Source organism: Shimazuella sp. NTD247, from assembly GCF_059510415.1.
This window is the reverse complement of sequence record NZ_JCAJZU010000002.1, coordinates 148,248-172,204: the sequence shown is the minus strand read 5'-3', so window position 1 is coordinate 172,204 and position 23,957 is coordinate 148,248. Positions and strand designations below refer to the sequence as shown.

General features: G+C 37.9%; 27 protein-coding genes. 21 read left to right on the top strand and 6 right to left on the bottom strand.

From position 1 onward, the window contains the following. Positions 1–147: 147 nt before the first annotated feature. Entirely contained in the window at positions 148–624 is a 477-nt protein-coding gene (locus AC5WOC_RS05210) for a low molecular weight protein-tyrosine-phosphatase (protein ID WP_496054339.1), read from the bottom strand. Positions 625–744: 120 nt separating this feature from the next. On the opposite strand from AC5WOC_RS05210, the gene pheA reads away from it, so the two are divergent. Together pheA and ilvE are read left to right on the top strand one after the other, a co-directional pair. Next, positions 745–1,617 (top strand): prephenate dehydratase, encoded by an 873-nt coding sequence (gene pheA / locus AC5WOC_RS05205; RefSeq protein ID WP_496054338.1) that lies wholly within the window; start codon positions 745–747, stop codon positions 1,615–1,617. Positions 1,618–1,686: 69 nt separating this feature from the next. Further along, the gene (gene ilvE, locus AC5WOC_RS05200; protein WP_496054337.1) at positions 1,687–2,586 is read left to right on the top strand and encodes a branched-chain-amino-acid transaminase; all 900 of its coding nucleotides are present in this window, start codon (positions 1,687–1,689) and stop codon (positions 2,584–2,586) included. A gap of 84 nt (positions 2,587–2,670) precedes the next feature. Here the strand turns inward: ilvE and AC5WOC_RS05195 are convergent, their stop codons facing one another. The 3 genes from AC5WOC_RS05195 to AC5WOC_RS05185 are packed head-to-tail and all read right to left on the bottom strand — an operon-like array spanning position 2,671 to position 5,349. After that, positions 2,671–3,663: an ABC transporter permease gene (locus AC5WOC_RS05195; RefSeq protein ID WP_496054336.1), complete on the bottom strand. Its 993-nt coding sequence runs from the start codon at positions 3,661–3,663 to the stop codon at positions 2,671–2,673. Then, positions 3,647–4,564: an ABC transporter ATP-binding protein gene (locus AC5WOC_RS05190; protein ID WP_496054335.1), complete on the bottom strand. Its 918-nt coding sequence runs from the start codon at positions 4,562–4,564 to the stop codon at positions 3,647–3,649. Before AC5WOC_RS05190 ends, AC5WOC_RS05195 begins: the two co-directional genes overlap by 17 nt. An 11-nt stretch (positions 4,565–4,575) precedes the next feature. Next, positions 4,576–5,349 carry a GDSL-type esterase/lipase family protein gene (locus AC5WOC_RS05185; RefSeq protein WP_496054334.1) on the bottom strand — a complete coding sequence of 258 codons (774 nt, stop codon included), beginning with the start codon at positions 5,347–5,349 and terminating at the stop codon, positions 4,576–4,578. Positions 5,350–5,505: 156 nt separating this feature from the next. On the opposite strand from AC5WOC_RS05185, the gene AC5WOC_RS05180 reads away from it, so the two are divergent. The 15 genes from AC5WOC_RS05180 (at position 5,506) to yajC (ending at position 17,792) form a co-directional block, all read left to right on the top strand. Next, positions 5,506–6,015 carry a LysM peptidoglycan-binding domain-containing protein gene (locus AC5WOC_RS05180; protein ID WP_496054333.1) on the top strand — a complete coding sequence of 170 codons (510 nt, stop codon included), beginning with the start codon at positions 5,506–5,508 and terminating at the stop codon, positions 6,013–6,015. After that, positions 6,012–6,974 carry a phosphotransferase gene (locus AC5WOC_RS05175; protein WP_496054332.1) on the top strand — a complete coding sequence of 321 codons (963 nt, stop codon included), beginning with the start codon at positions 6,012–6,014 and terminating at the stop codon, positions 6,972–6,974. Before AC5WOC_RS05180 ends, AC5WOC_RS05175 begins: the two co-directional genes overlap by 4 nt. Positions 6,975–7,062: 88 nt before the next feature. Continuing rightward, positions 7,063–7,920, top strand: a complete 858-nt coding sequence (locus AC5WOC_RS05170; RefSeq protein WP_496054331.1) for a nitrilase-related carbon-nitrogen hydrolase — start codon at positions 7,063–7,065, stop codon at positions 7,918–7,920. A gap of 1 nt (position 7,921) precedes the next feature. Further along, a complete protein-coding gene (locus tag AC5WOC_RS05165) occupies positions 7,922–8,776 on the top strand; it encodes an NAD+ synthase (RefSeq protein ID WP_496054330.1) in 855 nt (284 codons plus the stop codon). 27 nt (positions 8,777–8,803) lie between these two features. Beyond that, on the top strand, positions 8,804–9,556 hold the full coding sequence (locus AC5WOC_RS05160; RefSeq protein WP_496054329.1) for a YebC/PmpR family DNA-binding transcriptional regulator: 753 nt from the start codon (positions 8,804–8,806) through the stop codon (positions 9,554–9,556). Between the two features lie 150 nt (positions 9,557–9,706). Next, complete coding sequence (locus AC5WOC_RS05155) at positions 9,707–10,279, top strand: class I SAM-dependent methyltransferase (RefSeq protein ID WP_496054328.1); 573 nt, start codon at positions 9,707–9,709, stop codon at positions 10,277–10,279. Between the two features lie 115 nt (positions 10,280–10,394). Next, positions 10,395–11,423 carry a polysaccharide deacetylase family protein gene (locus AC5WOC_RS05150; RefSeq protein ID WP_496054327.1) on the top strand — a complete coding sequence of 343 codons (1,029 nt, stop codon included), beginning with the start codon at positions 10,395–10,397 and terminating at the stop codon, positions 11,421–11,423. Positions 11,424–11,484: 61 nt separating this feature from the next. Next, the gene (locus tag AC5WOC_RS05145) at positions 11,485–12,360 is read left to right on the top strand and encodes a YitT family protein (protein WP_496054326.1); all 876 of its coding nucleotides are present in this window, start codon (positions 11,485–11,487) and stop codon (positions 12,358–12,360) included. Positions 12,361–12,441: 81 nt separating this feature from the next. Then, on the top strand, positions 12,442–12,999 hold the full coding sequence (locus AC5WOC_RS05140) for a hypothetical protein (protein WP_496054325.1): 558 nt from the start codon (positions 12,442–12,444) through the stop codon (positions 12,997–12,999). Between the two features lie 14 nt (positions 13,000–13,013). Beyond that, on the top strand, positions 13,014–13,487 hold the full coding sequence (gene ruvC, locus AC5WOC_RS05135; protein ID WP_496054324.1) for a crossover junction endodeoxyribonuclease RuvC: 474 nt from the start codon (positions 13,014–13,016) through the stop codon (positions 13,485–13,487). Between the two features lie 15 nt (positions 13,488–13,502). After that, positions 13,503–14,087 (top strand): Holliday junction branch migration protein RuvA, encoded by a 585-nt coding sequence (gene ruvA / locus AC5WOC_RS05130; protein WP_496054323.1) that lies wholly within the window; start codon positions 13,503–13,505, stop codon positions 14,085–14,087. Then, the gene (gene ruvB / locus AC5WOC_RS05125) at positions 14,088–15,092 is read left to right on the top strand and encodes a Holliday junction branch migration DNA helicase RuvB (protein ID WP_496054322.1); all 1,005 of its coding nucleotides are present in this window, start codon (positions 14,088–14,090) and stop codon (positions 15,090–15,092) included. A 41-nt stretch (positions 15,093–15,133) separates the two neighbouring features. Continuing rightward, positions 15,134–16,162, top strand: coding sequence for a tRNA preQ1(34) S-adenosylmethionine ribosyltransferase-isomerase QueA (gene queA, locus AC5WOC_RS05120; RefSeq protein WP_496054321.1), 1,029 nt, complete (start codon positions 15,134–15,136; stop codon positions 16,160–16,162). An 82-nt stretch (positions 16,163–16,244) separates the two neighbouring features. After that, positions 16,245–17,381 carry a tRNA guanosine(34) transglycosylase Tgt gene (gene tgt / locus AC5WOC_RS05115; RefSeq protein ID WP_496054320.1) on the top strand — a complete coding sequence of 379 codons (1,137 nt, stop codon included), beginning with the start codon at positions 16,245–16,247 and terminating at the stop codon, positions 17,379–17,381. A 12-nt stretch (positions 17,382–17,393) separates the two neighbouring features. Further along, positions 17,394–17,792: a preprotein translocase subunit YajC gene (gene yajC / locus AC5WOC_RS05110; protein WP_496054319.1), complete on the top strand. Its 399-nt coding sequence runs from the start codon at positions 17,394–17,396 to the stop codon at positions 17,790–17,792. A 505-nt stretch (positions 17,793–18,297) separates the two neighbouring features. Here the strand turns inward: yajC and AC5WOC_RS05105 are convergent. Then, positions 18,298–18,678: a TIGR04086 family membrane protein gene (locus tag AC5WOC_RS05105; RefSeq protein WP_496054318.1), complete on the bottom strand. Its 381-nt coding sequence runs from the start codon at positions 18,676–18,678 to the stop codon at positions 18,298–18,300. Positions 18,679–18,977: 299 nt separating this feature from the next. On the opposite strand from AC5WOC_RS05105, the gene AC5WOC_RS05100 reads away from it, so the two are divergent. Next, positions 18,978–19,661, top strand: a complete 684-nt coding sequence (locus AC5WOC_RS05100) for a DUF421 domain-containing protein (RefSeq protein ID WP_496054317.1) — start codon at positions 18,978–18,980, stop codon at positions 19,659–19,661. On the opposite strand, the gene spoVB is transcribed toward AC5WOC_RS05100, so the two are convergent. Further along, positions 19,658–21,217 (bottom strand): stage V sporulation protein B, encoded by a 1,560-nt coding sequence (spoVB, locus tag AC5WOC_RS05095; protein ID WP_496054316.1) that lies wholly within the window; start codon positions 21,215–21,217, stop codon positions 19,658–19,660. The genes AC5WOC_RS05100 and spoVB overlap by 4 nt on opposite strands. Positions 21,218–21,369: 152 nt before the next feature. Here spoVB and AC5WOC_RS05090 point away from each other — a divergent pair, with 152 nt between their 5' ends. The 3 genes from AC5WOC_RS05090 (at position 21,370) to secF (ending at position 23,941) form a co-directional block, all read left to right on the top strand. Beyond that, complete coding sequence (locus tag AC5WOC_RS05090; RefSeq protein WP_496054315.1) at positions 21,370–21,657, top strand: post-transcriptional regulator; 288 nt, start codon at positions 21,370–21,372, stop codon at positions 21,655–21,657. 165 nt (positions 21,658–21,822) lie between these two features. Beyond that, a complete protein-coding gene (gene secD, locus AC5WOC_RS05085) occupies positions 21,823–23,055 on the top strand; it encodes a protein translocase subunit SecD (RefSeq protein ID WP_496054314.1) in 1,233 nt (410 codons plus the stop codon). Further along, entirely contained in the window at positions 23,045–23,941 is an 897-nt protein-coding gene (gene secF / locus AC5WOC_RS05080; protein WP_496054313.1) for a protein translocase subunit SecF, read from the top strand. Before secD ends, secF begins: the two co-directional genes overlap by 11 nt. Positions 23,942–23,957 lie beyond the last annotated feature (16 nt).

The window sequence follows — 23,957 nt, the reverse complement described above, 5'->3', positions numbered from 1 at the left end:
TCCCTTTTTCCAGACCGAATTCACAATTAAACAAATATTATTTCTGTTTTAGAACAGAAATCGTCTCTATCGCATCTACTGTTGTTAGCATGTTTTTTCGTAGAAGATAATAAAAAACAAAAGTGGAAACTGATTCCACTTTTGTTTTTACATTAGTTGATGATGATATTGTGTTTTGATTCGGTCAAGTAATTCATGACAACCTTCAGAGATCAATGAAAATGTTTCATCAAAATCTCCCGTAAAATAAGGGTCAGGAATCTCACCATAGTCTGTATGTGGGATAAAATCTACAAAACGGTGTAGATGAGAGCAAGGTCGTCCAGATAGCCGTGTCAAATTTTTAAAATTGCTATTATCCATTGCGATGATAAAATTAAAATAGGTAAAATCAGATGGAGCAACTTGTCTCGCTTCCATACCAGCATAAGATATTCCAGCTTGATCCAGTTTGGTACGTGTGCCGACATGAGGAGTATTTCCTACATGCCAATCTCCTGTCCCTGCTGAATCGATGTGTATTTTGTCTTGCAGACCTGCTTCTTTTACGTAATGACGAAAAACTGCTTCGGCCATCGGAGAGCGACAGATGTTACCCAGACAGACAAATAATACGGATATCATGCTATTACTCCTTAAATAAAATGATTTCATGTTTAGTTTAACATAGTTATCTAGGAATGGACAGCCAACATGTATAATGCTTGCCAATCGGAAAAAATTAATGAGTCAGGGGAAACAGAAATGGTAAAAAAAGTAGGTTATTTAGGACCAATCGGCTCCTTTAGCCATGAAGCAACAGGAGCAATGTTCCGACAAGATCACTATCAACAACATCCGCTAGCTAGTATTCCTGATGTAATTAGTGCAGTGGATAAAGGACAAATAGAACTAGGAGTAGTTCCAGTAGAAAACGCGATAGAAGGTTCTGTTACTGCTACATTGGATTGGCTTGTTCATCAAGTAGATTTGCCAATCATTGCGGAGTTTCTCTATCCCATTTCGCAATGTATTTTAGCACACAAAGCTCAAAAAAATACTCCTTCTAATAAAATTAAAAAAATAATGTCTCATCCACAAGCGATCGCCCAATGCCGTGTATACTTAAAAGAGCGTTATCCGCACGCGGAGTGGGTTTTTACCGATAGTACTTCACAAGCAGCCAGTATTGTTGCAGATACTCCTGACGAGCCCTGGCTTGCAATTGGAGCAAAACAAGTAGCTTTGATTCATGATCTCTCGATTATGGAGTCCCATGCTGAGGATCATGAAAACAATGTCACAAGATTTATTGTTGTTAGTAAAGACAAGAATGAGTGGAACAAAGATTCGAAGTTATTTAAAACAAGTTTACAAATTACCCTTCCAAAAGACTATCCAGGTGCACTATATCAAGTGTTAGCAAGTTTTTCTTGGCGTAAAATTAACTTAACACATATCGAATCCCGCCCAACAAAAACAGGCATTGGAAATTATTTTTTCTTGATTGATGCAGAATTGCCTGTGAATCATGTTTTGTTGCAAGGCTGCATGGAAGAAATAAAAGCAATTGGATGTCAAGTGCGTGTTCTTGGTTCTTATCCATGTTTCTCGTTTATTGAGAAAGCAATTCATTGACAAGCTTTTTTACGAGGCTTATACTTACAGAAATCTAAAAAATCATTAAAAATTATGGGAGGATTAGAAATGGAAAGCGAACGTTGGGTTTTTATAAACGGAGAGTATAAAAAGAAATCAGAGGCCGTGGTTTCTGTATTTGATCATGGTTTTTTATATGGTGACGGAATCTTTGAAGGAATTCGTGTATATAATGGAAATGTTTTCCGTCTACATGAACATATGATTCGTTTATATGAATCCGCAAAGTCGATCCTGTTGGATATTCCATACTCATTAGATGAACTAGAAGCACATGTAGTAGAAACCGTTCGCAAAAACCAGTTGCTAGATGCATATATAAGACTTGTTGTTTCTCGTGGCAATGGTCCATTAGGCCTTGATCCATCCGAATGTGAAATGGCTAATGTGATCATTATTGTTGATACGATCCGCCTGTATTCTCAGGAGCGTTATGACAAAGGACTAACAGTTGTTACTGTACCTACAAGAAGAAACATTCCCGATGCTCTAAATCCACGTGTTAAATCGCTTAACTATTTAAACAATATTTTAGCCAAAACGGAAGCAAAACAAGCTGGGGCTGGAGAAGCAATTATTTTATCTGCAGATGGATACGTAACAGAAGGTTCGAGCGACAATATTTTTATGGTTAAAGAAAATGTACTTTATACCCCGCCATGTTATTTGGGAGCACTAAAAGGCATTACAAGACAATCCATCATCGATATTGCTGGAGAGTTAGGTTATCAAGTAAAAGAAGAACCGTTCACTCGTCATGATTTGTTCAATGCAGATGAAGTATTGTTGACAGGAACTGGCGCAGAGGTAATTTCAGTGGTACAAGTGGATGGGCGTCCTGTTGGAAATGGCACACCAGGCCCAGTTTCAAAAGAATTAATTACCCAATTCAGAAAATTGGTTACAGTCGATGGAGTATCCGCTTTTCCTTCTGAAGTTATCCTTTAGCTGAGGCTGAGTAAATAAAAGTTATACAAGAAAAAGAGAGTTGATGGGAACTGCCGTCATCTCTCTTTTTTAATATCATTATCCCTAGTTTAAAACATCCCGTTTGATAAAAACCCAGAAAGCGATAATTATCGCTGCAATTGACCAGATAGCAAGCATACTTAATGAAAATGGTAAACTCATACCAGATATAAGCACGGGTTTGCCTGCTAAGTAATCAGTAAGACGAAGATTGATAAAAACAAAATAACGCAAGCTCTGCCATGTTGGTGCTAGTTGAGTGAGTAAACTACCAGAAATAACAGCTGCCAGCATCACACCCATACTCGTAGCAGTATTTCGAACTAACACAGAAACCATAAAAGAGATTGTTCCGACCGCTATAGCGGAAAACCATGCTAATCCATATGCAAGGAATATATACTTCCATTGAGGAATGAGATGTACTTGCGTAGTGATCAGCTGATTGCCTTGTTGGATAAAACCTGTTAAAACAGGGAGACTCCAACCCTTGTAACCAAATATGATTCCAGATATGAGATAACTCAATAAACCTGTGATGATTACAATAAGTGAGATGCTCAGTATTAAAGCTAAGTATTTACTGAGCAGTACCTTCCATCGTGAAACGGGTCTTGTTAATAAAATTTTGATTGTCCCATTTGCATATTCGGAAGACACTAGATCAGCAGCCAGAATAACGACAATTAACGGTAAAAACAATGCTACTGCTTCTTCCATAAACTTTCTGACAAAAGTAGGTGCACCGGGTGCGGTTGGGTTTATATTATTTTTAAGGTAATACTTTTCTTGGTCGATCGTTAACCTTGTCCATTTTTTCCATTCATCAGGTATCCTGCTTGAGGTAAGCTGGTTTTCTCGATCGACGATTTGTTGCTGTAAAATAGCTTTCCAATCGGATGTCCCAATTTGTTTTATTGTTGTTTGCACTGTTACATATTGCGCATAGGTAAATATAGGGATCAAAACAGCTAAAATGATTACTACTACTAAAAATCTTTTCTTGCGAAACATTTTTAGCAGCTCATTGTATACTAATTTAGCCAATGCTTTCACCACCTGTAAGTTCTAAAAAGATATCTTCTAATGTTTGATTCATGGGACGAATAGCACTGACTCGGATATGAGCTGATAATAGCAGCTGATTTGTTTCTGCAATTTTTTCAACAGGCATATATACCATTATGCGTTCTTTTCCTAAAGGTTCAATATTTTTTATGTAAGGAAGCATCTCTAACTGAGAAATGGCTGTCTGTATTTCATCAACAGACCACTCTACTTTACTTTCTTCACCAACTAACTGCGCGACTGGAGCAGTTTTTAAAACTTTGCCTTGATGGATAATGGCTACACGATCACAAAGTAATTGAATTTCGTATAGGATATGGCTTGATATAAAGATACTGATGGATTTTTCTTTTGCCAGCTGCCGGATAAACGCTCGAAGTTCGCGAATTCCCGCTGGATCTAATCCATTTGTCGGCTCGTCCAAAATCAGTAATTGTGGATCTCCGAGAAGTGCCTGAGCAATCCCTAAACGTTGTCGCATGCCAAGAGAATATGTTTTCACGGTTTCATCGATGCGCTTATCCAGCTCTACTAATTTGACTACTTCGTCGATTTTTTCTTTATTTACCCCTTCCATCATCCGCGCAAAATGTTCTAAGTTTTCGCGACCTGTCAAATAAGGGTAAAGTTCTGGATTTTCTACAATACATCCAATTTGTTTAATAGCATTCAGGAAATTCGATTGTAGATTAAATCCGCCGATTTTAATTGTTCCAAATGATGGTTTGATCAGTCCGACTAACATACGGATCGTAGTCGTTTTTCCTGCGCCATTGGGACCAAGAAAGCCAAATATTTCACCAGACTTCACTTCAAAGGAAATATCATCTACGATCGTACGATTTCCAATTGTTTTGGATAGATGCTCTACTTCTAAAACAGATTGCATAAGATACCTCCTTATTCCTCCATTGCTTGAAATACACGATCTGCCATACGTTGATATCCATTGTCATTTGGATGAAAATTGTCACTGGATAAATATTGTTTGTTGTTCACTTGAAATAAGTCGAAAGCAGGTACGACGATGACTTTTGGATAATTCGCCGTAATTTCAAGTATTGTGTTGTTCCATTCATGCACCAATTTTGAAGTTGATTTTTCGTTTTCTAATCCAGCAAATGGATTGTATATGCCAAGAAACACAATTTTGGCATTTGGATTCCATTTTCGTAATGTCGATGTGATAGTGGTCAAGTTTTTCTTATATGTTTCTAAGCTTTTTTGAGCTCCATTGATATCGATATTTTCGAGTTGACCGCTTCCTCGAAATAAATCGTTACTACCAATTGTGATAGTAATCCATTTTGCTTGTTTTACCAATGTTTTGGTTTGTGAATCTTCTAGTTGTTTTACTAATTGGGAGGAAACAGATCCACTAACAGCCAAATTCATCAAACTAAGTTGCGACTTACTTGTTGTTTCCATTTTCTTTTTTAAACGACCAATGTAACCTTGTCCAGATGAATCACCTACACCTCTTGTTAAAGAATCACCTAAACCTAATAACAAACCTTCTTTACTAACAGTAACATTCTCTTCTTGTGTTTTTGTTTGACTGGATTGGATTTGTGGCAGCATGATTTCTTTTATGCCTAACCCAAAGCCAGTGATGAACAATAAAGTGGAAAGTACAGCTACCAAATAAATAAATATCATGGTTTTTTTTCGCATATTTCTACTCCTTATGATTAGGCTCCAACGACTATTTTACCGCTTATATTTCCCAGAAGATATCCTTCTTAAGTCCTATTTCAAAAACGAAAGACAAAATTGCCCTCTTACCTGCATAGGATGAATATATACGTTTTTATTCATAGGAGGATGGTCATGAAAATTCATATTGTGCGGCCTGGAGAAGTTTTTGAACAAATTGTCCAAAAGTATAATGTACCTTTTGAGCGATTATTAGAAGCGAATCCTGATTTAGATAGCGAAAACACATTAGAGACAGGCAGCAAAATACGTATTCCTACTGGAAAAGTACCTTTAATGGTACCAGATACAAAAAAAGAGGAAGCTCTTGTAGAAGAAATAACACCCATTTTTTTAGAACCAGTTCCATTTGATGAGACAGAATTAAGCTGGGATTGGCAAGAAGAGGAGTGGGATGAAGATCTGGAAAGTGAATTGGAGGAAGAAGACTTTTCCAGCGTTGCAGCGCCATTTGCGCCAGTATTTCCTACACGACCGGATTTTCAACCTTATTTTTCGACATCCGGATACAATCCAATGCCAATGATGCCTGTTCCCGTATACCCGCCTCCGATGTATTCACCAACTACATATCAGCGAACATGGAAAGCAAAAAAAGAAAGTTCTTCCACTGTGTACCAATGAGCAGTTATCCAGATCGAAAACTGTTGTCTTTAGGGTTAGGAATGGAAATTTTGGATATTCAGCCGTATCAGAAATATTGGTTGGTAGTGAGTAAAGACAGCAAGTGGATTGCCAAACCGATAGAAGACAAAAGACAAATGGTGTGGTGGCAAGATGTTGCAGCAGAGTTAACAAAAAAAGGGTTTCGTTCGTTCCCAGAGTCAAAACAAGTAGGTAACTGGCTCTTATCCATTCTTATAGAAGGATCCATTGTTTCTTATCGAGAAAAAAATAACTTATCCGTATTGATGCATACACTAGCAAATTTCCATCAAAAAGGGAGAAATTTAGAAACGCCGCCAAATACAAAGGTGGCGTATCTTCTATTTGACCGTCTGTATGATCGGTTGCATCAGTTTTACAAAGTTTTGACATCATATAGAAGCCATTCCACTCGTCAAATGAATCGATTGCTTACTTACATCGGTCCTAGTTTTTATCAACATGCCTATACTGCATATGACATATTATGTCGTACTGACTTTATTTCTTGTGTACAACAGGCTTATTTTGACCATATGCTGTGTCATCGAGATTTGGCAAGTCATAACTGGATCGTAGATAAATCTAAAAAAGCGTGGATGATAGATTTTGAGACAGCTTATTATGACTTGCAAGTAGGAGATCTATGGCAAATAACATCACGAATTCTTACCGAACATCAGTGGGATTTTGCCCTTTGCAAGCAACTTATCTCTGCTTATGAACAAGTGAAGCCGTTGCATCGTTGGGAAAGTGAAATATTACGTACATTATTTCTTTTTCCTAATGAGTTTCTACGTGAGACAATTGGTATACTAGAGAGGAAATCAGGATATAAAGAGGAACAAACGATTCCTTATTTAGAAAAAATAGCCTTCGATTATCCCATTTGGCTCCAGCGTATTCAACAAATTCGTACCTGGTTAGGAAATCGATAATCCTTTTTTATGTTCTCTTTTTCTATCGAGTAATTGATTATGTTATGATGGATTGTGACAAGCTGTCGAGGAGGCACAAATATACACTATGAGAGTCGGACTAGCTCAGATGCGCCCTATTTTGGGTGATATACAACGCAATTATACTCTTCACTTGGATTGGTTAGAAAAAGCCAAACAGAACCAAGTGGAGTTACTTTTGTATCCAGAACTTAGTTTAACAGGATATAATTTATTGGATTTAACTTATGATGTAGGCAGATCCATAAATTCAGAAGAAATAAGACAGTTAGTGGCTCATTCCAAAGTGATGGACATTGTTTTTGGATTTGTAGAAGCAAGTGACGATCATATTTTATACAATTCCACCTTATACGCCAGCAAAGGGGAAATTGTTCATATTCATAGAAAAGTTTATCTTCCTACATATGGGATGTTTGATGAAGGCAGGTACTTTGGACGCGGAGAAGTCATTCGGAGTTTTCCTACACGGTTTGGGCAAGTAGGGATTTTGATCTGTGAAGATATGTGGCATGCATCTGCACCATTTATACTTGCGCAAGATAAAGCCCAGATTGTGTTAATTCCAGCTAATTCTCCTGCGCGATCCTTGGATCAATCAGAAATCGGCTCGCAATCTTTTTGGTATGCGAATTTGGAAAATCAAGCTTCGGTAAATGGTGTCTTTTTTCTTTTTTGTAATCGGGTTGGAACAGAAGATGGAATAAGTTTCTTTGGCGGTTCTTCGATTGTTAACCCATATGGTGATGAAATTGCTAGAGCAAATATGTTACAAGAACAATTACTGACGGTGGATATCGATCTAGATGAAGTGCGTAGATCGAGATTTGAAACACCATTACTACGTGATGAAAATTTGGATTTGACCATAAGAGAATTAAGTCGAATTCGCCAAAATCGGTTGACTCAAAAGAGGTGGACCTAAGATGTCTGTACAGTTAGAAGAACAATTAAAAATGGCACCATATTTAGCACTTGATGCACCTTTGGCTGTCGATATTCTGACCTCTGCACTGAAAGAAGAAGTAGAAAAAGCTGGATTTCGAAAAGTTGTTTTAGGGCTTTCTGGCGGTATTGACTCTGCGCTGTCTCTATATTTAGCTGTTAAAGCATTTGGAAAGAATAACGTCATTGCGATATGTATGCCTTACCGCACAAGTAGTTCCGCTAGTTTAACGGATGCTGAAGCAGCTATCCAAGATACAGGAGTTGAATCTTTGACTATCGATATCAGCCCTCAAATCGATACATATTTTGAGTTAATGCCTGATGCTTCGCCACTCCGAAAAGGAAACAAAATGGCTAGAGAACGGATGACTATTTTATATGATCTATCGGCTCATTATAATGCACTTGTCATTGGAACAAGTAATCGGACAGAGTTACTTTTAGGATATGGCACCCAGTTTGGTGATTCTGCATCTGCTGTAAATCCTCTGGGAGATTTATATAAAACGCAAGTGCGTCAGCTATCCAAGTACATAGGTGTACCGAAAACGATCATTGAAAAAGCTCCAAGTGCAGATCTATGGGAAGATCAGACGGATGAGAAAGAATTAGGTTTTTCTTATTTTGATGTTGATCAACTATTATATCATTTATTAGATAAAAGGTTATCTCGAGGACAACTTGCCCAGCAAGGTTTTTCCGATACACTTATTGAACAAGTTACGAAAAGAATTACCCGTAATCAGTACAAACGAAGAATGCCCCTGATCTTAAAAATTAGCAATCGAACAGTCGGTGTTGATTTTCGCTACTTACGTGATTGGGGTTTATAGAAAAGAAGGCCAGAGAGAGGGGAAATTATGGCAGGTCATTCCAAGTGGAAAAATATTCAGCATCGAAAAGGTAGACAAGATGCAATTAAAGGAAAAGTTTTTGCAAAATTGGGCCGGGAAATTTATGTAGCCGCAAGAAGAGGGGACAAAGACCCAGCAAATAACAATCAATTGCGATTAGCAATCGCAAAAGCGAAATCACAAAATATGCCAAATGAAAATATTGATCGAGCAATTAAAAAGGCTGCAGGTGAAGGTGATGGAAGTAATTATGAATCCATTACTTATGAAGGCTATGGACCAGAAGGAATTGCTGTATTAGTGGAAGCTCTTACCGATAACCGAAATCGAACAGCAGCAGATGTGCGTTTTGCATTTACGAAAAGAGGAGGAAATTTAGGAGAGACTGGCTGTGTGTCTTGGATGTTTACTCGCTTTGGTATCATAGAGATGGAAAAAGAAAAAGTTTCACTTGATGAAGAGGAAATGGAACTTTTTTTGCTGGAATTAGATCCTGAGGATATACATATCTTTGAAGAAACATATGAAATCTATGTTCAAGCAGATCATTTAGAAGAAGTGCAGAAACAATTGGAAAGTCAAGGTATTACAGTATCTCATGCCGAAATCTCTATGGTGCCAGAAAATAAAGTGACAATACATGGAGAAACCATTAAAAAAGTTTTAGATTTAATTGAAACATTAGAAGATCATGATGATATACAAGCTGTTTACACAAATTTTGATGCGGATGAAGAAGAAATAGAACAATATAGTTAAGCAGTATAGGGAAGGCTAAAGCTCACTGGTTGTAGTGAGCTTTTATTTTTGTCGACAAATAGGGTAGAAAAATCGTATGATAAAAATCAAAACCGGATTATCCGATAGGATTAATCCAGAATCGGATAGAAAGCTGTCGAGGTGGTCGAAATGAATCTACACAGAAGAAATGATAAAATAAACTTTTTTTATTCATTTATACAATCTCCAAAGCGCATTGGAAGTGTTATTCCCAGCTCCTCTTATCTCGCTAAAGAAATGTTTCAAACCATCGATTTTTCTAAAGTAAAAACTATTATCGAGTTAGGTGCTGGGACAGGAGTTTTTACAAAGTATATTGCAGAGAAATTAGCACCTACTGCAAATGGACTTATATTTGAGCAAAATAAATTTATGAAACAAAAGCTAATGGAAACATATACCAATTTAAAGTTTTATTCCAATGCACTAGAGATGAAAGAAGTGGTGAAATCCTATCGTAATGAAGGTGTGGATGCTGTCATCTCTAGTTTGCCATTTGCAAACTTTTCCCAGGAAATAAGATCACAAATAGCGCATGATATATATAATGTATTAAAACCAAATGGAAAATTAGTAGCTTTCCAATACTCCAAACAAATGAAACAGACTTTTGAACAATTATTTCAAGATGTGAAGATAACTTTCGTCCCATTTAACATCCCGCCGGCATTTGTCTTTAATTGTAACAAATTCGCCCAATGAATAGAGAATTTTGCTGTCGTAAAAAATCGTTTGTGGTAAAATAGCTTTGTTCGAGGATTGATTTGATTTTGTAATTTGATTTCCTCACGCAAGTGGTTTTGAGGAGTGATTGGAATTGTCTTTAATCAGCAGATTAGCATGTCTAACTGCATCAATCGCTATTGTTTTGACGGGTTGTTCAAATGATCAGCCTGTAAAAGCTCAAAGCGACACGAAATCTGTGAAGTACACAAACACAGATGAATTCACACCGTCGATGAAATTGACACAAGCAAAAGCTTTACCTGCTCCAAAAATTGATATGACCACGATACAGCAAAAGCAGGCACTAGAAGCAATGAAAATGCAACATGATACGTCTTTTTATCGAGGATCCCGTTATAAGAAACAGGTTGCACTTACTTTTGATGATGGACCTGATAATAACTATACGATACAAGTCCTAGATATATTAAAGAAAGAACATGTAAAAGCGACCTTCTTTGTTGTTGGGACCATGGTAAAGCGATACCCAGACTCGTTAAAAAGGATTTATCAAGAAGGACATGTGGTGGCAAACCATTCTTGGAATCATCCAGTTTTGTCTAAAATGTCCGAAGCAGGTGTTATGAAACAAATTGAAGATACAAACAATGTGGTCACAAGTGTTATTGGAAAAACACCACTGTTGGTTCGACCTCCCTATGGTGCATTGAATAAGAAGTTAACAGAAGCAGTAGGAAAAAAAGGATATAAGTTGATTTACTGGGATGTAGATACACTCGATTGGGATAATCATACACCCGATCAGATTTTAGCTACTGTAAAAAAAGAGCTGAAAACAGGGAGTATCATATTAGAACACAGTGCAGGTTCGAAAAGTATCCAAGCAACGGTGAAAGCATTGCCAAACATTATCTCTTATTTACGCAGCCAGGGTTATGAATTTGTAACGATCGATGATATGTTAAATACCCCTGCTTACAGTAAAACGCCGATTTTAGATCCCAAAAAACCAGTGGTGAAAATGGAAAAAAAATCTTCTTCCACATCTCACCATGAGAAATCACAGTTCGATCAAAAGTCAAAGCAGTCAAATGGAGATAAGCAAAAAGAAAATTTTGGAAGCCAAGATAATAATCAGCAAGTAACCCCACTTCATTAGGGGTTATTTTTTTGTTGATTTTTCTTTTTTGGGTAGGATACATAGAAAGGAGGATCTTATATTGGAGACGACTGTACATAAAAAAACTGCTTGGTCCCTGGTTATTAAACGAATTATTTTTATTATACTTGGAGCAGTCCTCGTTGCTTTTAGTTTGGAATTATTAATGGTTCCAAACAAAGTAATTGATGGTGGCGTAGTTGGAATTTCGATCATGTTATCGTATCTTACGAATATTAGCCTTGGTATATATTTGTTTCTCTTAAATCTGCCGTTTTTTATATTTGGCTATAAACAAATAGGAAAAACATTTGCTGTTGCTACGTTACTCGGGGTTGGAGTAATGTCGATTGGAACTGTCCTTTTTGCTCATCGCGAACCAATTACAAACGATCCTCTGCTTGCAGCAATATTTGGTGGCATTTTATTGGGGATTGGTGTAGGTCTTGTGCTGCGCTATGGAGGTTCCTTAGATGGTACAGAAATTTTAGCTATTTGGATAACGAGAAGATCACCTTTTTCAATTGGACAAATAGTTATGTTTTTTAATCTGTTTATTTTAGGAAGCGCAGGTTTTGTGTTTGGTAGTTGGGATCGTGCTATGTATTCACTTATTGCGTATTACATTGCTTTTAAGATTATTGACATAACAATTGAAGGATTTGATGAAACCAAGTCTGTATGGATTATCAGTGATCGGCATGATGAGATCTCTTCTGCTCTATTACATCGCTTGGGAAGAGGAGTTACTTTTTTGCACGGTCAAGGCGCATATACGAATGATCCAAAAAAAGTGATTTTCTGCGTTGTTACACGTTTGGAAGAAGCAGAACTAAAAAATATTGTAGAAGAGATAGACCCCGATGCATTTTTAGCAATTGGAAAAATACATGATGTACGTGGAAAACAATTCGCAAATGGGAATGGAATTCACTGACTGCGGCTCAATAGACAGGTTGGGTAGGAATGGTCTAAAATGGGAAAGAGGCCAACAGCTAGATAGAAAGGTAGGCTGACTATGACTACCCAACAACCTTTTTTGCAACAATTACATAAATTATTGCTTCGCTATCATCGAAGATTAGGTTTAAATCAACAGCAGTATGTGCTGTTACATAGTTGCATTCATTTTGACGATATGGAAATCGTTGAAGAAGTTACTGGATTAGAAGAAGACGAAATCATGAAAACATTAATGGAATTAGTGAATCGCAAAGTAATTGCTTTTACTGCTAATAAAAGCATTGATTTGAATCATCTATATCAGCTGTTAGTCATGGTTGCACAAGATGATGTACCTTTTCGTGATATCTTGGTACAAGAATATGCAAAGGAAAATAAAAAAAATGGAAAACATATTGGTCATGTAGAACTTGTTCCGATGAACCGTGGAGTTGCTGTCAGATTGAGAAATGGTACATTTCTCTCTATTTCCAGATTGAAGGAATTAGCAGAAGAATTTGGATTGTTTGCCGAATCGATACGAGCAGAAGAGATATGGAGAGTAAATTTGCATCTCTTGTCTCAAAATCCAGATAAAGAAGACGATATAGAAAAAATCATTCGATCCGGTTAGCGAAGGAGATTTTTGTGAAGATAATTGGAATAGATCCTGGAATAGCCATTGTTGGTTATTCTGTTTTAACTCGAAGAGGCAATAAACTTCATCCAATTGATTATGGAAGCATCGAAACACTTGCTGGAACGCCTACCCCGCGTCGGTTAAAAGAGGTTTATGACGCATCAAAGCACTTGTTTCAGTTGCATCAACCAGATGTGGTTGCGATTGAAAAGCTGTTTTTTAATCGGAATGTTACCAATGCTTTTACAGTAAGTGCTGCACGTGGAGTGATCATGTTAGCAGCAGAAGAAGAGAATATCAAGATAACAGAGTATACGCCGCTACAAGTGAAAATGGCCGTTACAGGTTTTGGCAAAGCGGAAAAAAGTCAAGTTCAAAAAATGGTCCAACGACTTTTGCATCTTCCAAAAGTGCCTAAACCAGATGATGTTGCTGATGCATTAGCAATCGCTATATGCGAAGTCCACGCAGGCGCGAGATGAGTAAGGAGCAAAGAAATGATTGAAAGATTACAAGGCGAAGTTTTTCTGGTTGACAATGATTATATTGGAATAGATGTGCATGGTGTCGGATATCAAGTTTATGTAGTTAATCCATATCAATTTCAAGAAGAGAGTGAAGTTACCATCTATACACACCATGTAGTTAGAGAAGATGCCGCATTACTATATGGTTTTGGGATGCAAGAGGAACGAAATTTATTTCGTTCCTTGTTAGCTGTTTCAGGTGTAGGTCCAAAAGCAGCCTTAGGTATTCTGTCTGCAGGCACTCCTGCACAGATTGTAAATGCAATTCAATCTGAAAACATTACTTTTTTAACGAAACTTCCAGGAATCGGGAAGAAAACTGCTGCACGATTAGTTCTGGATTTAAAAGATAAACTGTCTCATTGGCTTCCTGCAGCAGAAAGCAATGTACCAAAAGTGGAAAAACAACATGATCGGCAAATCGTGATCGACGCACTTATGGGGCTAGGGTATGATGAGAAGGAAGCAGATCAATTAGCAGAGCATAGTTTTCAAGAAAATCAATCTGTTGAAGCTTGGATTCGTGCTGCACTTCGTCAAAGAGGAGTGAGATAAGTGGAGGAGCGGATTATTTCCGCGAAGGTAGCCTTGGAAGAAGAGCAAGCAGAGTTCAGCCTTCGACCGAGGTTTTTACGCGAATATATAGGACAATCTCATGCAAAAGAAAATTTAAAAATATTTATTGAAGCTGCAAAGCAAAGAGGAGAATCATTGGATCATGTTTTGTTATATGGTCCGCCAGGACTAGGAAAAACGACATTATCTCATATTATTGCAAATGAAATGGATGCAAATCTTCGTACAACTTCTGGACCAGCTATTGAACGTCCTGGAGATTTAGCTGCGATTTTAACCAACTTAGAAGAAAATGACGTCTTGTTTATCGATGAGATACATCGACTAAATCGATCGGTTGAAGAAGTACTATATCCAGCAATGGAAGATTTTGCGCTTGATATTATTATTGGCAAAGGTCCAAGTGCTAGAACCGTTCGTCTCGATCTTCCTCCATTTACACTGGTTGGAGCAACTACGCGTGCAGGATCGCTTTCTTCCCCACTACGAGATCGTTTTGGAGTAGTTAGCAGACTGGAGTTTTATTCTGAAGAGGAATTGTGTCACATTTTGCTGCGTACCGCGGATTTATTGCAAGTAGGCATGAATCCGGAAGGAGCAAGAGAACTGGCAACACGTGCAAGAGGAACCCCAAGAGTAGCAAATCGATTATTAAAACGGGTTCGTGATTTTGTTCAAGTAGAGGGAGACGGTTTTATCAGCAAAGATGCAGCTATCGCTGCATTGGATCGAATGCAAGTGGATAAAATGGGATTAGATCAACTGGATCATCGATTACTAAAGTCGATTTTGACTCACTTTCGAGGCGGTCCTGTTGGATTAGAAACGATTGCAGCGACAATAGGAGAAGAAGCACATACTGTAGAAGATGTAGTTGAACCGTATCTGATGCAGTTAGGTTTTTTAGAACGTACACCTCGTGGTAGAATGGTCACAAAACAATGCGCAGACTACTTAGGGATGAAATGGCCTAAGTCAACATAAAAACAGGGGCATATGCCTCTTTTCTTTTTGGAGTGATAGTGATGGATATATCTTTATTTGATTATGATTTACCAAGTGAATTAATTGCGCAGACACCGATTAAAGATCGGACTGCATCTCGATTGATGGTTGTTGACAAAAAAACAGGAGAACTGCAGGATGCAACATTTGCAGATTTACCTTCTTTTTTACAAAAAGGGGATTTATTAATTTTAAATAATAGCAGAGTCAGACATGCCAGGCTGCTCGGTGTAAAAGAAGACACAGGGGCAAAAATTGAACTTTTACTTTTAAAACCTCTTGGATCAGATCGATGGGAAGCGCTGGTAAAACCAGCGAAACGAATGAAGGAGAATTCTGTCGTTTCTTTTGGGGAAGGAAAATTAAAAGCAATTGCACAAAAACAAACAGAAGTTGCTGGAGGTTGGGAATTCCGTTTAGAGTACGAGGGAGAGGTGGAAGAACTTTTTCAACAACTCGGTCAAATGCCGCTTCCGCCATATATACGGGAGCGATTAGCAGATGAGGAACGGTACCAAACGGTGTATTCTCAAGAAATTGGTTCTGCAGCAGCTCCTACCGCTGGATTGCATTTCACTGAGGAATTGCTTCATAAATGCAGTGTAAAAGGAGTAGAAATTGGTTACGTGACTCTGCACGTAGGATTAGGTACATTTCGACCAGTATCGGTTGAAAAAATAGAAAATCACACGATGCATGCAGAATACTATGATTTATCGGCAAAAGTGGCAGAACAATTGAAAAGAGCAAGAGCAGATGGAAGAAGAATTATCGCTGTTGGCACTACTTCTGTACGGACTTTGGAGACCATTGCAAACCAAAGTGAAGGTTTTCGCGAAACAAGTGGATGGACAGATATTTTTATTTATCCTGGATATCAATTTAAAGCAGTAGATGCGATGATCACAAATTTTCATTTACCAAAATCAACCTTGCTGATGCTGGTGAGTGCATTTAGTTCCCGCAATATCATGCTTCAGTCTTATGAGACTGCTGTACGCAAGGAATATCGATTTTTCAGTTTTGGGGATGCAATGTTTATCAAGTGAATTCACGGTTGAGTGAGTCATCCTTTGGTGTATAATGGATATTGTGTATTTCATCATGAGCTATTAGAAAGGAACAGGAACATTGGCTGTTCGATACGAATTATTGAAAGTATGTAAACAATCTGGTGCGAGATTGGGAAAACTACATACTCCACATGGAACCATTGAAACGCCTATATTCATGCCTGTTGGTACTCAGGCCACCGTAAAGACGATGAGTCCTGAAGAACTAAAAGACATGGAAGCACAGATTATTTTAAGTAATACATATCATCTTTTTTTACGCCCTGGACATGAACTTGTAAAAGAAGCAGGCGGACTACATTCTTTTATGAATTGGGATCGTCCTATACTGACAGACAGTGGAGGATTTCAAGTCTTTAGTTTGAGCAATTTGCGTAAAATTTCTGAGGAGGGAGTAGAGTTTCGCTCTCACTTGAATGGAGAAAAACTCTTTTTATCTCCTGAGAAAGTGATGGAAATTGAGAATGCACTTGGTGCTGATATCATGATGGCATTTGATGAATGTGCCCCTTATCCAGCTGATCGCAAATATGTAGAAGAATCAGTAGCGCTGACGCACCGTTGGGCAAAACGCTGCAAAGAAGCTCACAAACGCCAAGAAGATCAAGCGCTGTTTGGTATTGTTCAGGGTGGGATGTATGCAGATTTACGAAAGCAGAGTGCAGAGCAACTGGTAGAACTCGATTTTCCTGGATATGGGATTGGCGGATTGAGTGTTGGAGAATCCAAAGAATTGATGTATGAAACACTGGAAATCACAACTCCATTATTACCTATCAACAAACCGCGATATCTCATGGGTGTCGGCTCTCCGGATGCGCTTATTCAAGGAGCTATCCTTGGAGTAGACATGTTTGATTGTGTCTTGCCAACTCGTATCGCTAGAAATGGGACGACCATGACAAGTGAAGGACGTTTGGTCATCCGAAATGCAAAATTTGCTCGTGATTTTGGTCCATTGGATCCTGAATGTGACTGCTATACTTGTCGGAATTACTCACGAGCGTACTTGCGTCATTTGATTAAAGCAGATGAGACATTTGGTTTACGACTAACCACATATCACAATTTATACTTTTTGCTTAACCTTATGAAGCAGGTTCGACAAGCAATTCAAGAAGATCGATTACTCGATTTTCAAAAAACATTTATGAACCAATACTATGGTTCATTAAATCCAACAAAAGCATTCTAAGGGGGAAATATAATGGGTGGAAACAGTACGATGACAATTTTATATATTGTAGTAATGTTCGGGCTTCTCTATTTTGTATTAATTCGTCCACAAAACAAACAGCGCAAACAGCAAACACAATTGATGTCTTCTTTGAAGAAAGGAGATAAAGTTGTAACGATCGGTGGACTTCATGGTTCGATAGTCGATCTGGATGAAAATCGAGTGACCTTAAAGGTTAGTGATACTACCCGCGTCGTATTTGAACGTGGTGCAATCAAAGCAAAAGTTTCAGATAAAGGGGAAGTAATTGAAACTCCAGTCGTTAAAGAGGAACCAAAAGGAAAAGAAGAAAGATATTTGGAAGGATCAAAAGAAGATCAAAAAGTAGAAGAAGAGAAAGCAGAGCAGGAAAAAGTAGAAACGAAATAATTTTTGTTTGAGAACTAGGTAATGGTACCTAGTTCTTTTTTTATAGACGATGGCTACGGTTAGCTCGATTTAAAAAATGACCGATGTCGAATTATAACATTGCGAGCGAGAAAACCCACGGTTTAAATCGTGGGATGAAAGCGAGCGTTGAACGAGGGTAAGGAATTTTCCTTCACTAGTTCAACCTTTGGAAAAAGCAAATTTACAAACAAACATTCCCATGTCAATATATGTATAGTCGTGACAGACGAAAACCAAGTTTGCTCGCGGCAAAGAAGAAATCAACAAACATAAACCGTGGGGCGCACGGGGTTAGTTTGGTAATGAAATAGTCATGAGGCTATCGTCCCAAGAATCTAACGACTTTAACCGTATGGAGTTGTCAAAAAAGCCTGATATTTATCAAAAAATAGCTATGCAATCGAAGTCATATCTCGGATGGATTCATGCTACATCAAACATATTTAAAAAATGCAAAAAAGGAGCTAGGTTAACCTAGCTCCTTTTATCTTGCCGTATTTACCCCAAATATCCCGCCCAAAGCTGCGATTCCAAATGCAAATATCCCAAATACTAAGGGGTCGACTCTCATTCCTGTGTCAAATGCGAGAAAGGCAATGAGCCAAATGAATAAAGTGTATACAACCCCTTGCAGCCCTCCATAGTACCATCCTTTTTTTCCCGATCGTTTTCCAGCGATAAAACCACTAGATATAAGTGAAATAGCATTGATGCAAAAGGTAATGGTAGGAAGACTACTTGTTTCCATACTGCTAAATCGAAGAAAGAGGGCAGTGATTAAAGACAAACCAATAATAAAAGCCCATAAGATCATTTGACCAGCTATCATAGGTGATTTCCATCCCATACGGAGTACTTCTTTCAATATGGCCAACCTCCTAGGTATACTTGGTACAACCTATGTCAGCAGTTTGTTATTTATGCTTTTTCCGTCCAAAATTTACTGGGGCTCTTCGGTGTGATTCATTCCTATAAGTTGCCTGATCTCGGAGAGAATAACAAGGTTCTAAGCAGTAATTTTTTTGCGAATAGCAAGCATTCTTCAAAATAAATGAACATAACGGAAGGGTTCAGTTATCTTATTGGTTTTTTTCGACCCAATACATAGAATTTTTGTTTGCGATCAAAATAGATAGGGAACAGGGCAGAAGGGAGTTCCCTAACATGGTAACGTTGTTACTACGAACCATTTTTATTTACTTTTTTGTTTTAATGATGATGCGTTTGATGGGTAAGAGAGAAATAGGGAAGTTATCTGTTTTCGATTTGATTGTATCGTTTATGATCGCAGACCTTTCTGCTATGGCATTAGAAAATAAAGAACAACCTTTAGTCATAGGGATTCTTCCAATTATCGCTATTGTTCTGCTTCAGATTGTACTGTCTTACATGATGCTAAAGAGCAAACGAATTCGTCATCTAGTTGATGGAGAGCCGACTGTGATTGTACAGCATGGAAAAATACTTGATCACGTTATGGCTAAAAGCAGATACAATATGGATGATTTGATGATGCAACTGCGAGAAAAAAATATTGCGAGTGTATCTGATGTTGAATTTGCGATATTAGAGACATCTGGAAAATTAAGCGTTTTTCCAAAAATGAATAAAGCACCTGTAACAAAAGAAGATCTGCACATTAGCCATTTAAAAACATTTCATCCGCCTATTCCTGTTGTGTTAGAAGGCAAAATACTAGAGGATGGATTAGAACAGCTTGGTCAAAATCGTTTTTGGTTAAAAAAAGAACTTCGTAAGAAAGGCTATAAAGAACTCCGAGATATTTTTTATGTTAGTGTGAATTATGAAGGGAAACTTTTTATCGATGCAAAAGACAAAAAGCATTAATTTGGTAACACAATTGCAATCCATCTTCCGATATAAGGAATTCGATTGACATCTCCTTTACGTATCAGGCTAAAAAGAAGCAGACAGATGAAATAAATACCAAAACTGCAAGTACTAGTGAAAAATACTTTTTGGAGTAAAGGGAGTCCATTTTGGTGGATCAAATAATAGGCAACTGCACCCATTATGAGCACGGATAAAGTCAATTTTGTCATCGGTTTTATATGCAAAGAAATAGGTACATATTTTAATATGCTGATAAAATGCAACCCAGTAACAAGAATAATGCCGATATTTACCGAGATAGCAACTCCATCAATCCCTAATGAAGGCTGAGATGCGAGTAAAAAAATCAAAGGAATTTTCAATACAGCGCCGATGATAGAGTTCCGCATGGCGATATTAGCTTTGTCTAAACCTTGTAGAACAGATGCAAAAGGACCTTGCAAATAATGAATAAAAGAAACGGGAGCAATTAAATAAATCATATGAGCGATTTCTTTTTTATGATAAAGTAGGACAGATAAAGGTTCAGCTAATATGAGAATAAATACAGTACAAGGAGCGCCAATTAAAAGAGACAAACGAATTGCTTGCTGTAGACGATGTTCAACTAGCTTGGTTTGGTTTTGTGCTGCTGCTTCACTAATTGCAGGGACTAAGGAAACGGTCAAGGCATAGGTAATAAACGTTGGGAAAAATATAAGAGGCATCGCCATTCCTTCTAACCGACCATATAACGCAGTGGCAACAGAAGTAGTGATTCCTGCTAACGCCAAACTCTGAGCTACTACGATCGGTTCTAATGCATACGAAAAGGAACCAATCATTCGACTGAGTGTGACTGGGACAGATACACGAAGTACTTCGGCGATACTTCGGCGTAAGTGTTTCGGTTTTCGAAAAAGATACAAGGGAGTATATTTTTCATCTCTTCGATAACTGATATAAATATAAATCATCCCTACAAATTCTCCCACTACCATTCCTAGCATTGCTCCGGCCGCTGCGTAAGCAATTCCAAATGGAAGCAAGTATTGGGCAAGGAATATTACAGTAAAGATACGTACCATTTGTTCCAAAATTTGTGCAATTGCATAGGGGCTCATATTTTGTCGGCCTTGAAAATACCCTCGAAAAATAGATGAGATAGCGATTATTGGTATTACAGGAGTGATGGCTAGCAATGTATATATTGTTCTCCCATCGGTCAGTAGCATATGTGCTATTTTGGATGCCCCAAAATAGATAGAAATGGCAATGATTACACTGGTGAAGATTACAATAAAGATTGATACAATAAGGATTGCAGGGATACGTTCTTCTTCATTACGTGCTTCTGCCTCTGATACCAATTTGGATATAGCCACTGGAATACCTGCGGTTGTTATCACTACTGCAAAAATAAGGATGGGGAAAACCATTTGGAACAGTCCCATTCCCTCGTCACCAATAATGCGTGACAAGGCAATGCGATAAACAAATCCCAATATTTTGGTGATAAATCCAGCGCCTACCAGGATAATTGTGCCATATAGAAAGCCTTGTTTGGACATATTGCCTCTCCTTCTCGTTCACTTAAGTCCTTTATAGAACTGTATGCCTTGTCCGGCTAATCCATGTCAGGAAGTTGATGTTTAGCAGGAAGCGACATGATCTGTGTCGAATTTTTGCCATACTAGCAACTTATAGAAAGGAAAGATCGAAAATGGCAAAATCTTTACGAGCTGTAAGTAGTATTACAAATCGACAAGATGTCGAATTATTGACAGAAGAAGAATTGCGAGGTTGTATTGAAGATTTATGTGATAGCAAAGCTGCAGAATTTCGTATGTATGGGTATGAAGATGTTACAGGAGAACAGATCTGGGCATGTGTATCAGAAGGGTATCGAAGAGGATGGCCGAGATTAAATCGTTTAGTAAACGATATTATGTCGTTAAAAGCAAATCGATTTATGAACTGGTTAATGCTCAGTGTCTATAAAACCGACTGATAAGGTAAGCGACCCGACAGGTCGCTATTTTTCGCAATAATGTACTGGCTATAAATAGTCGAAAATATTTGCTTGTCCCATTTGACAACGTTTGTCCGCTGCTGGGATAATGAGTATGTATTTTTTAGCGAAAGATTTTTAAGTGCAGATAAGGGAGTATGAAGAATGAAAGTAAAGCGTGGTAAAATTGTAATATTCATCATCCTTACTGTAATAATTCTTGGAACGGTTTTGTCTACAACAGAAACGATCTGGGGGAGAATTACAAAAGGATTAGATTTGCAAGGTGGTTTTGAGGTGCTCTATCAAGCCGCTCCCAACCAAAAAGTGGATACAGATATATTGAATCAAACTGCAAGTGCTATTCGAAACCGGATAGATATTCTTGGCGTGACAGAACCAGATATAACGATCGAACCTCCTAATCGTATTCGTGTACAGATTGCTGGTGTAAAAGATCAAAAAAAAGCTCGTGATATCATAGGAAAGCCAGCACAATTAACTTTTCGTGATCCAACTGGTAAAAAAATCCTGCTCAAAGGAACCGATTTAAAACCAGGTAGCGCAAAAGTAGGTTATGATCAAAACAATCAACCAGTGGTAGAAATCCAATTGTCTGATGCCAAAAAATTTGAAAATATTACCAGGAAATACATAGGGCAGCCAATGCCAATTTATTTAGATGAAAATCAATTGAGCGCACCTACAATTGTGCAAGCGATTCCAGGCGGTCGTGCTCAAATAAGTGGACAAGAATCTCCTGAAGCAGCACAAGATCTAGCTAGTCTGCTCAATGCTGGTGCGCTTCCGATCAAACTGACAGAAGTACAGAGCTATGCAGTAGACGCTAGTCTTGGAGAAGAAGCGTTAAAAGATAGCTTAAAAGCAGGTGCGTATGCAGTCTTGGCTATTTTCATCTTTGTGATTGGTTATTACCGTTTGCCTGGGTTTGTTGCGGTTCTTACACTTATTGCATATGGATATCTCGTCTTGCTCGTTTTTGATGCATTAAATATGACCCTCACCCTACCAGGATTAGCTGCGTTTATTTTAGGAATTGGGATAGCCGTGGATGCCAATATCATTATGAATGAACGGATACGAGAAGAATTAAGGCACGGAAAAAGTGTCAAATCTGCTGTGAAAACTGGTTCCAAGCGATCTTTTCTCACTATTATTGACGCTCACGTGACAACAATTGTTGCTTCCTTATTATTATTTTATTTCGGGACAGCAGCAGTAAAAGGGTTTTCTGTGTCTTTGATCGCGGGTATTATTGTTAGTTTGATAACGGCAGTAGCCTTATCTCGTATTATGGTAAATCTCTTGGTTCACTCCAATTTGCTGAATAAACCAAGATGGTTTAATGTGAAAGAGGATGAGATTAGTGACTTATAGTATAGATTTTGTCGGGAAGCGAAAATTGTTTTTTGGGATATCCATCTTACTTATCATTGCAGGCGTAGTCTCTTTATTTGTGCAGCAATTGAATTTAGGAATTGATTTCGTCAGTGGAACGAGGTTGGATATATCGATAGGAAAAAAGGTGGATATTGATAAATCAAAAGATCTCCTAACAAACCTTGGATACAAAGAGCCGAATGCTCGAGTGGGAGGTAAGAAATCAGATGTGCTCATTTTTCGAACCTCCAAAACCATTACTCCCGCAAAAGTTACTGAGATTGAAAATGCATTTAATAAGCAGTTTGCAACAAAAGTTAGTATTCAATCACAGGTAGTAGATCCAATTATTGGCCGTGAACTGGCAAGAAATGCAATTATTGCTACCTTGTTGTCTTGTGTGGCAATTGTGATTTATGTTTCTATCCGATTTGAATATCGCTTTGCTGTCGCTGCTGTTATTACCTTGTTATATGATGCAATATTTACGATTGGGATATTTTCTATTTTTCAAATAGAAGTAGATGTTGTTTTTATCGCTGCGATATTGACAATCATCGGTTATTCGATCAATGATACCATCGTTATTTTTGACCGTATCCGCGAGAATTTCCAAAAACTTCAACCGAAGAGATGGGAAGAATTATCACAGATGGTTAATGAGAGTATTTGTCAGACATTGGTTCGATCGATAAATACTGTAGTAACCGTATTATTAGCTGCTCTTGCTCTTATTATTTTAGGTGGAGAGAGTATTCGCAATTTCTCTCTTGCTCTTGTTTTGGGATTGATTTCTGGGGCATATTCTTCCATTTTTATTGCAAGTCAAATATGGGTTGTTTGGACTTGGCGATCAATGAAAAAGAAACTTGCTTCTGCATAATAAACTTGTGTACACA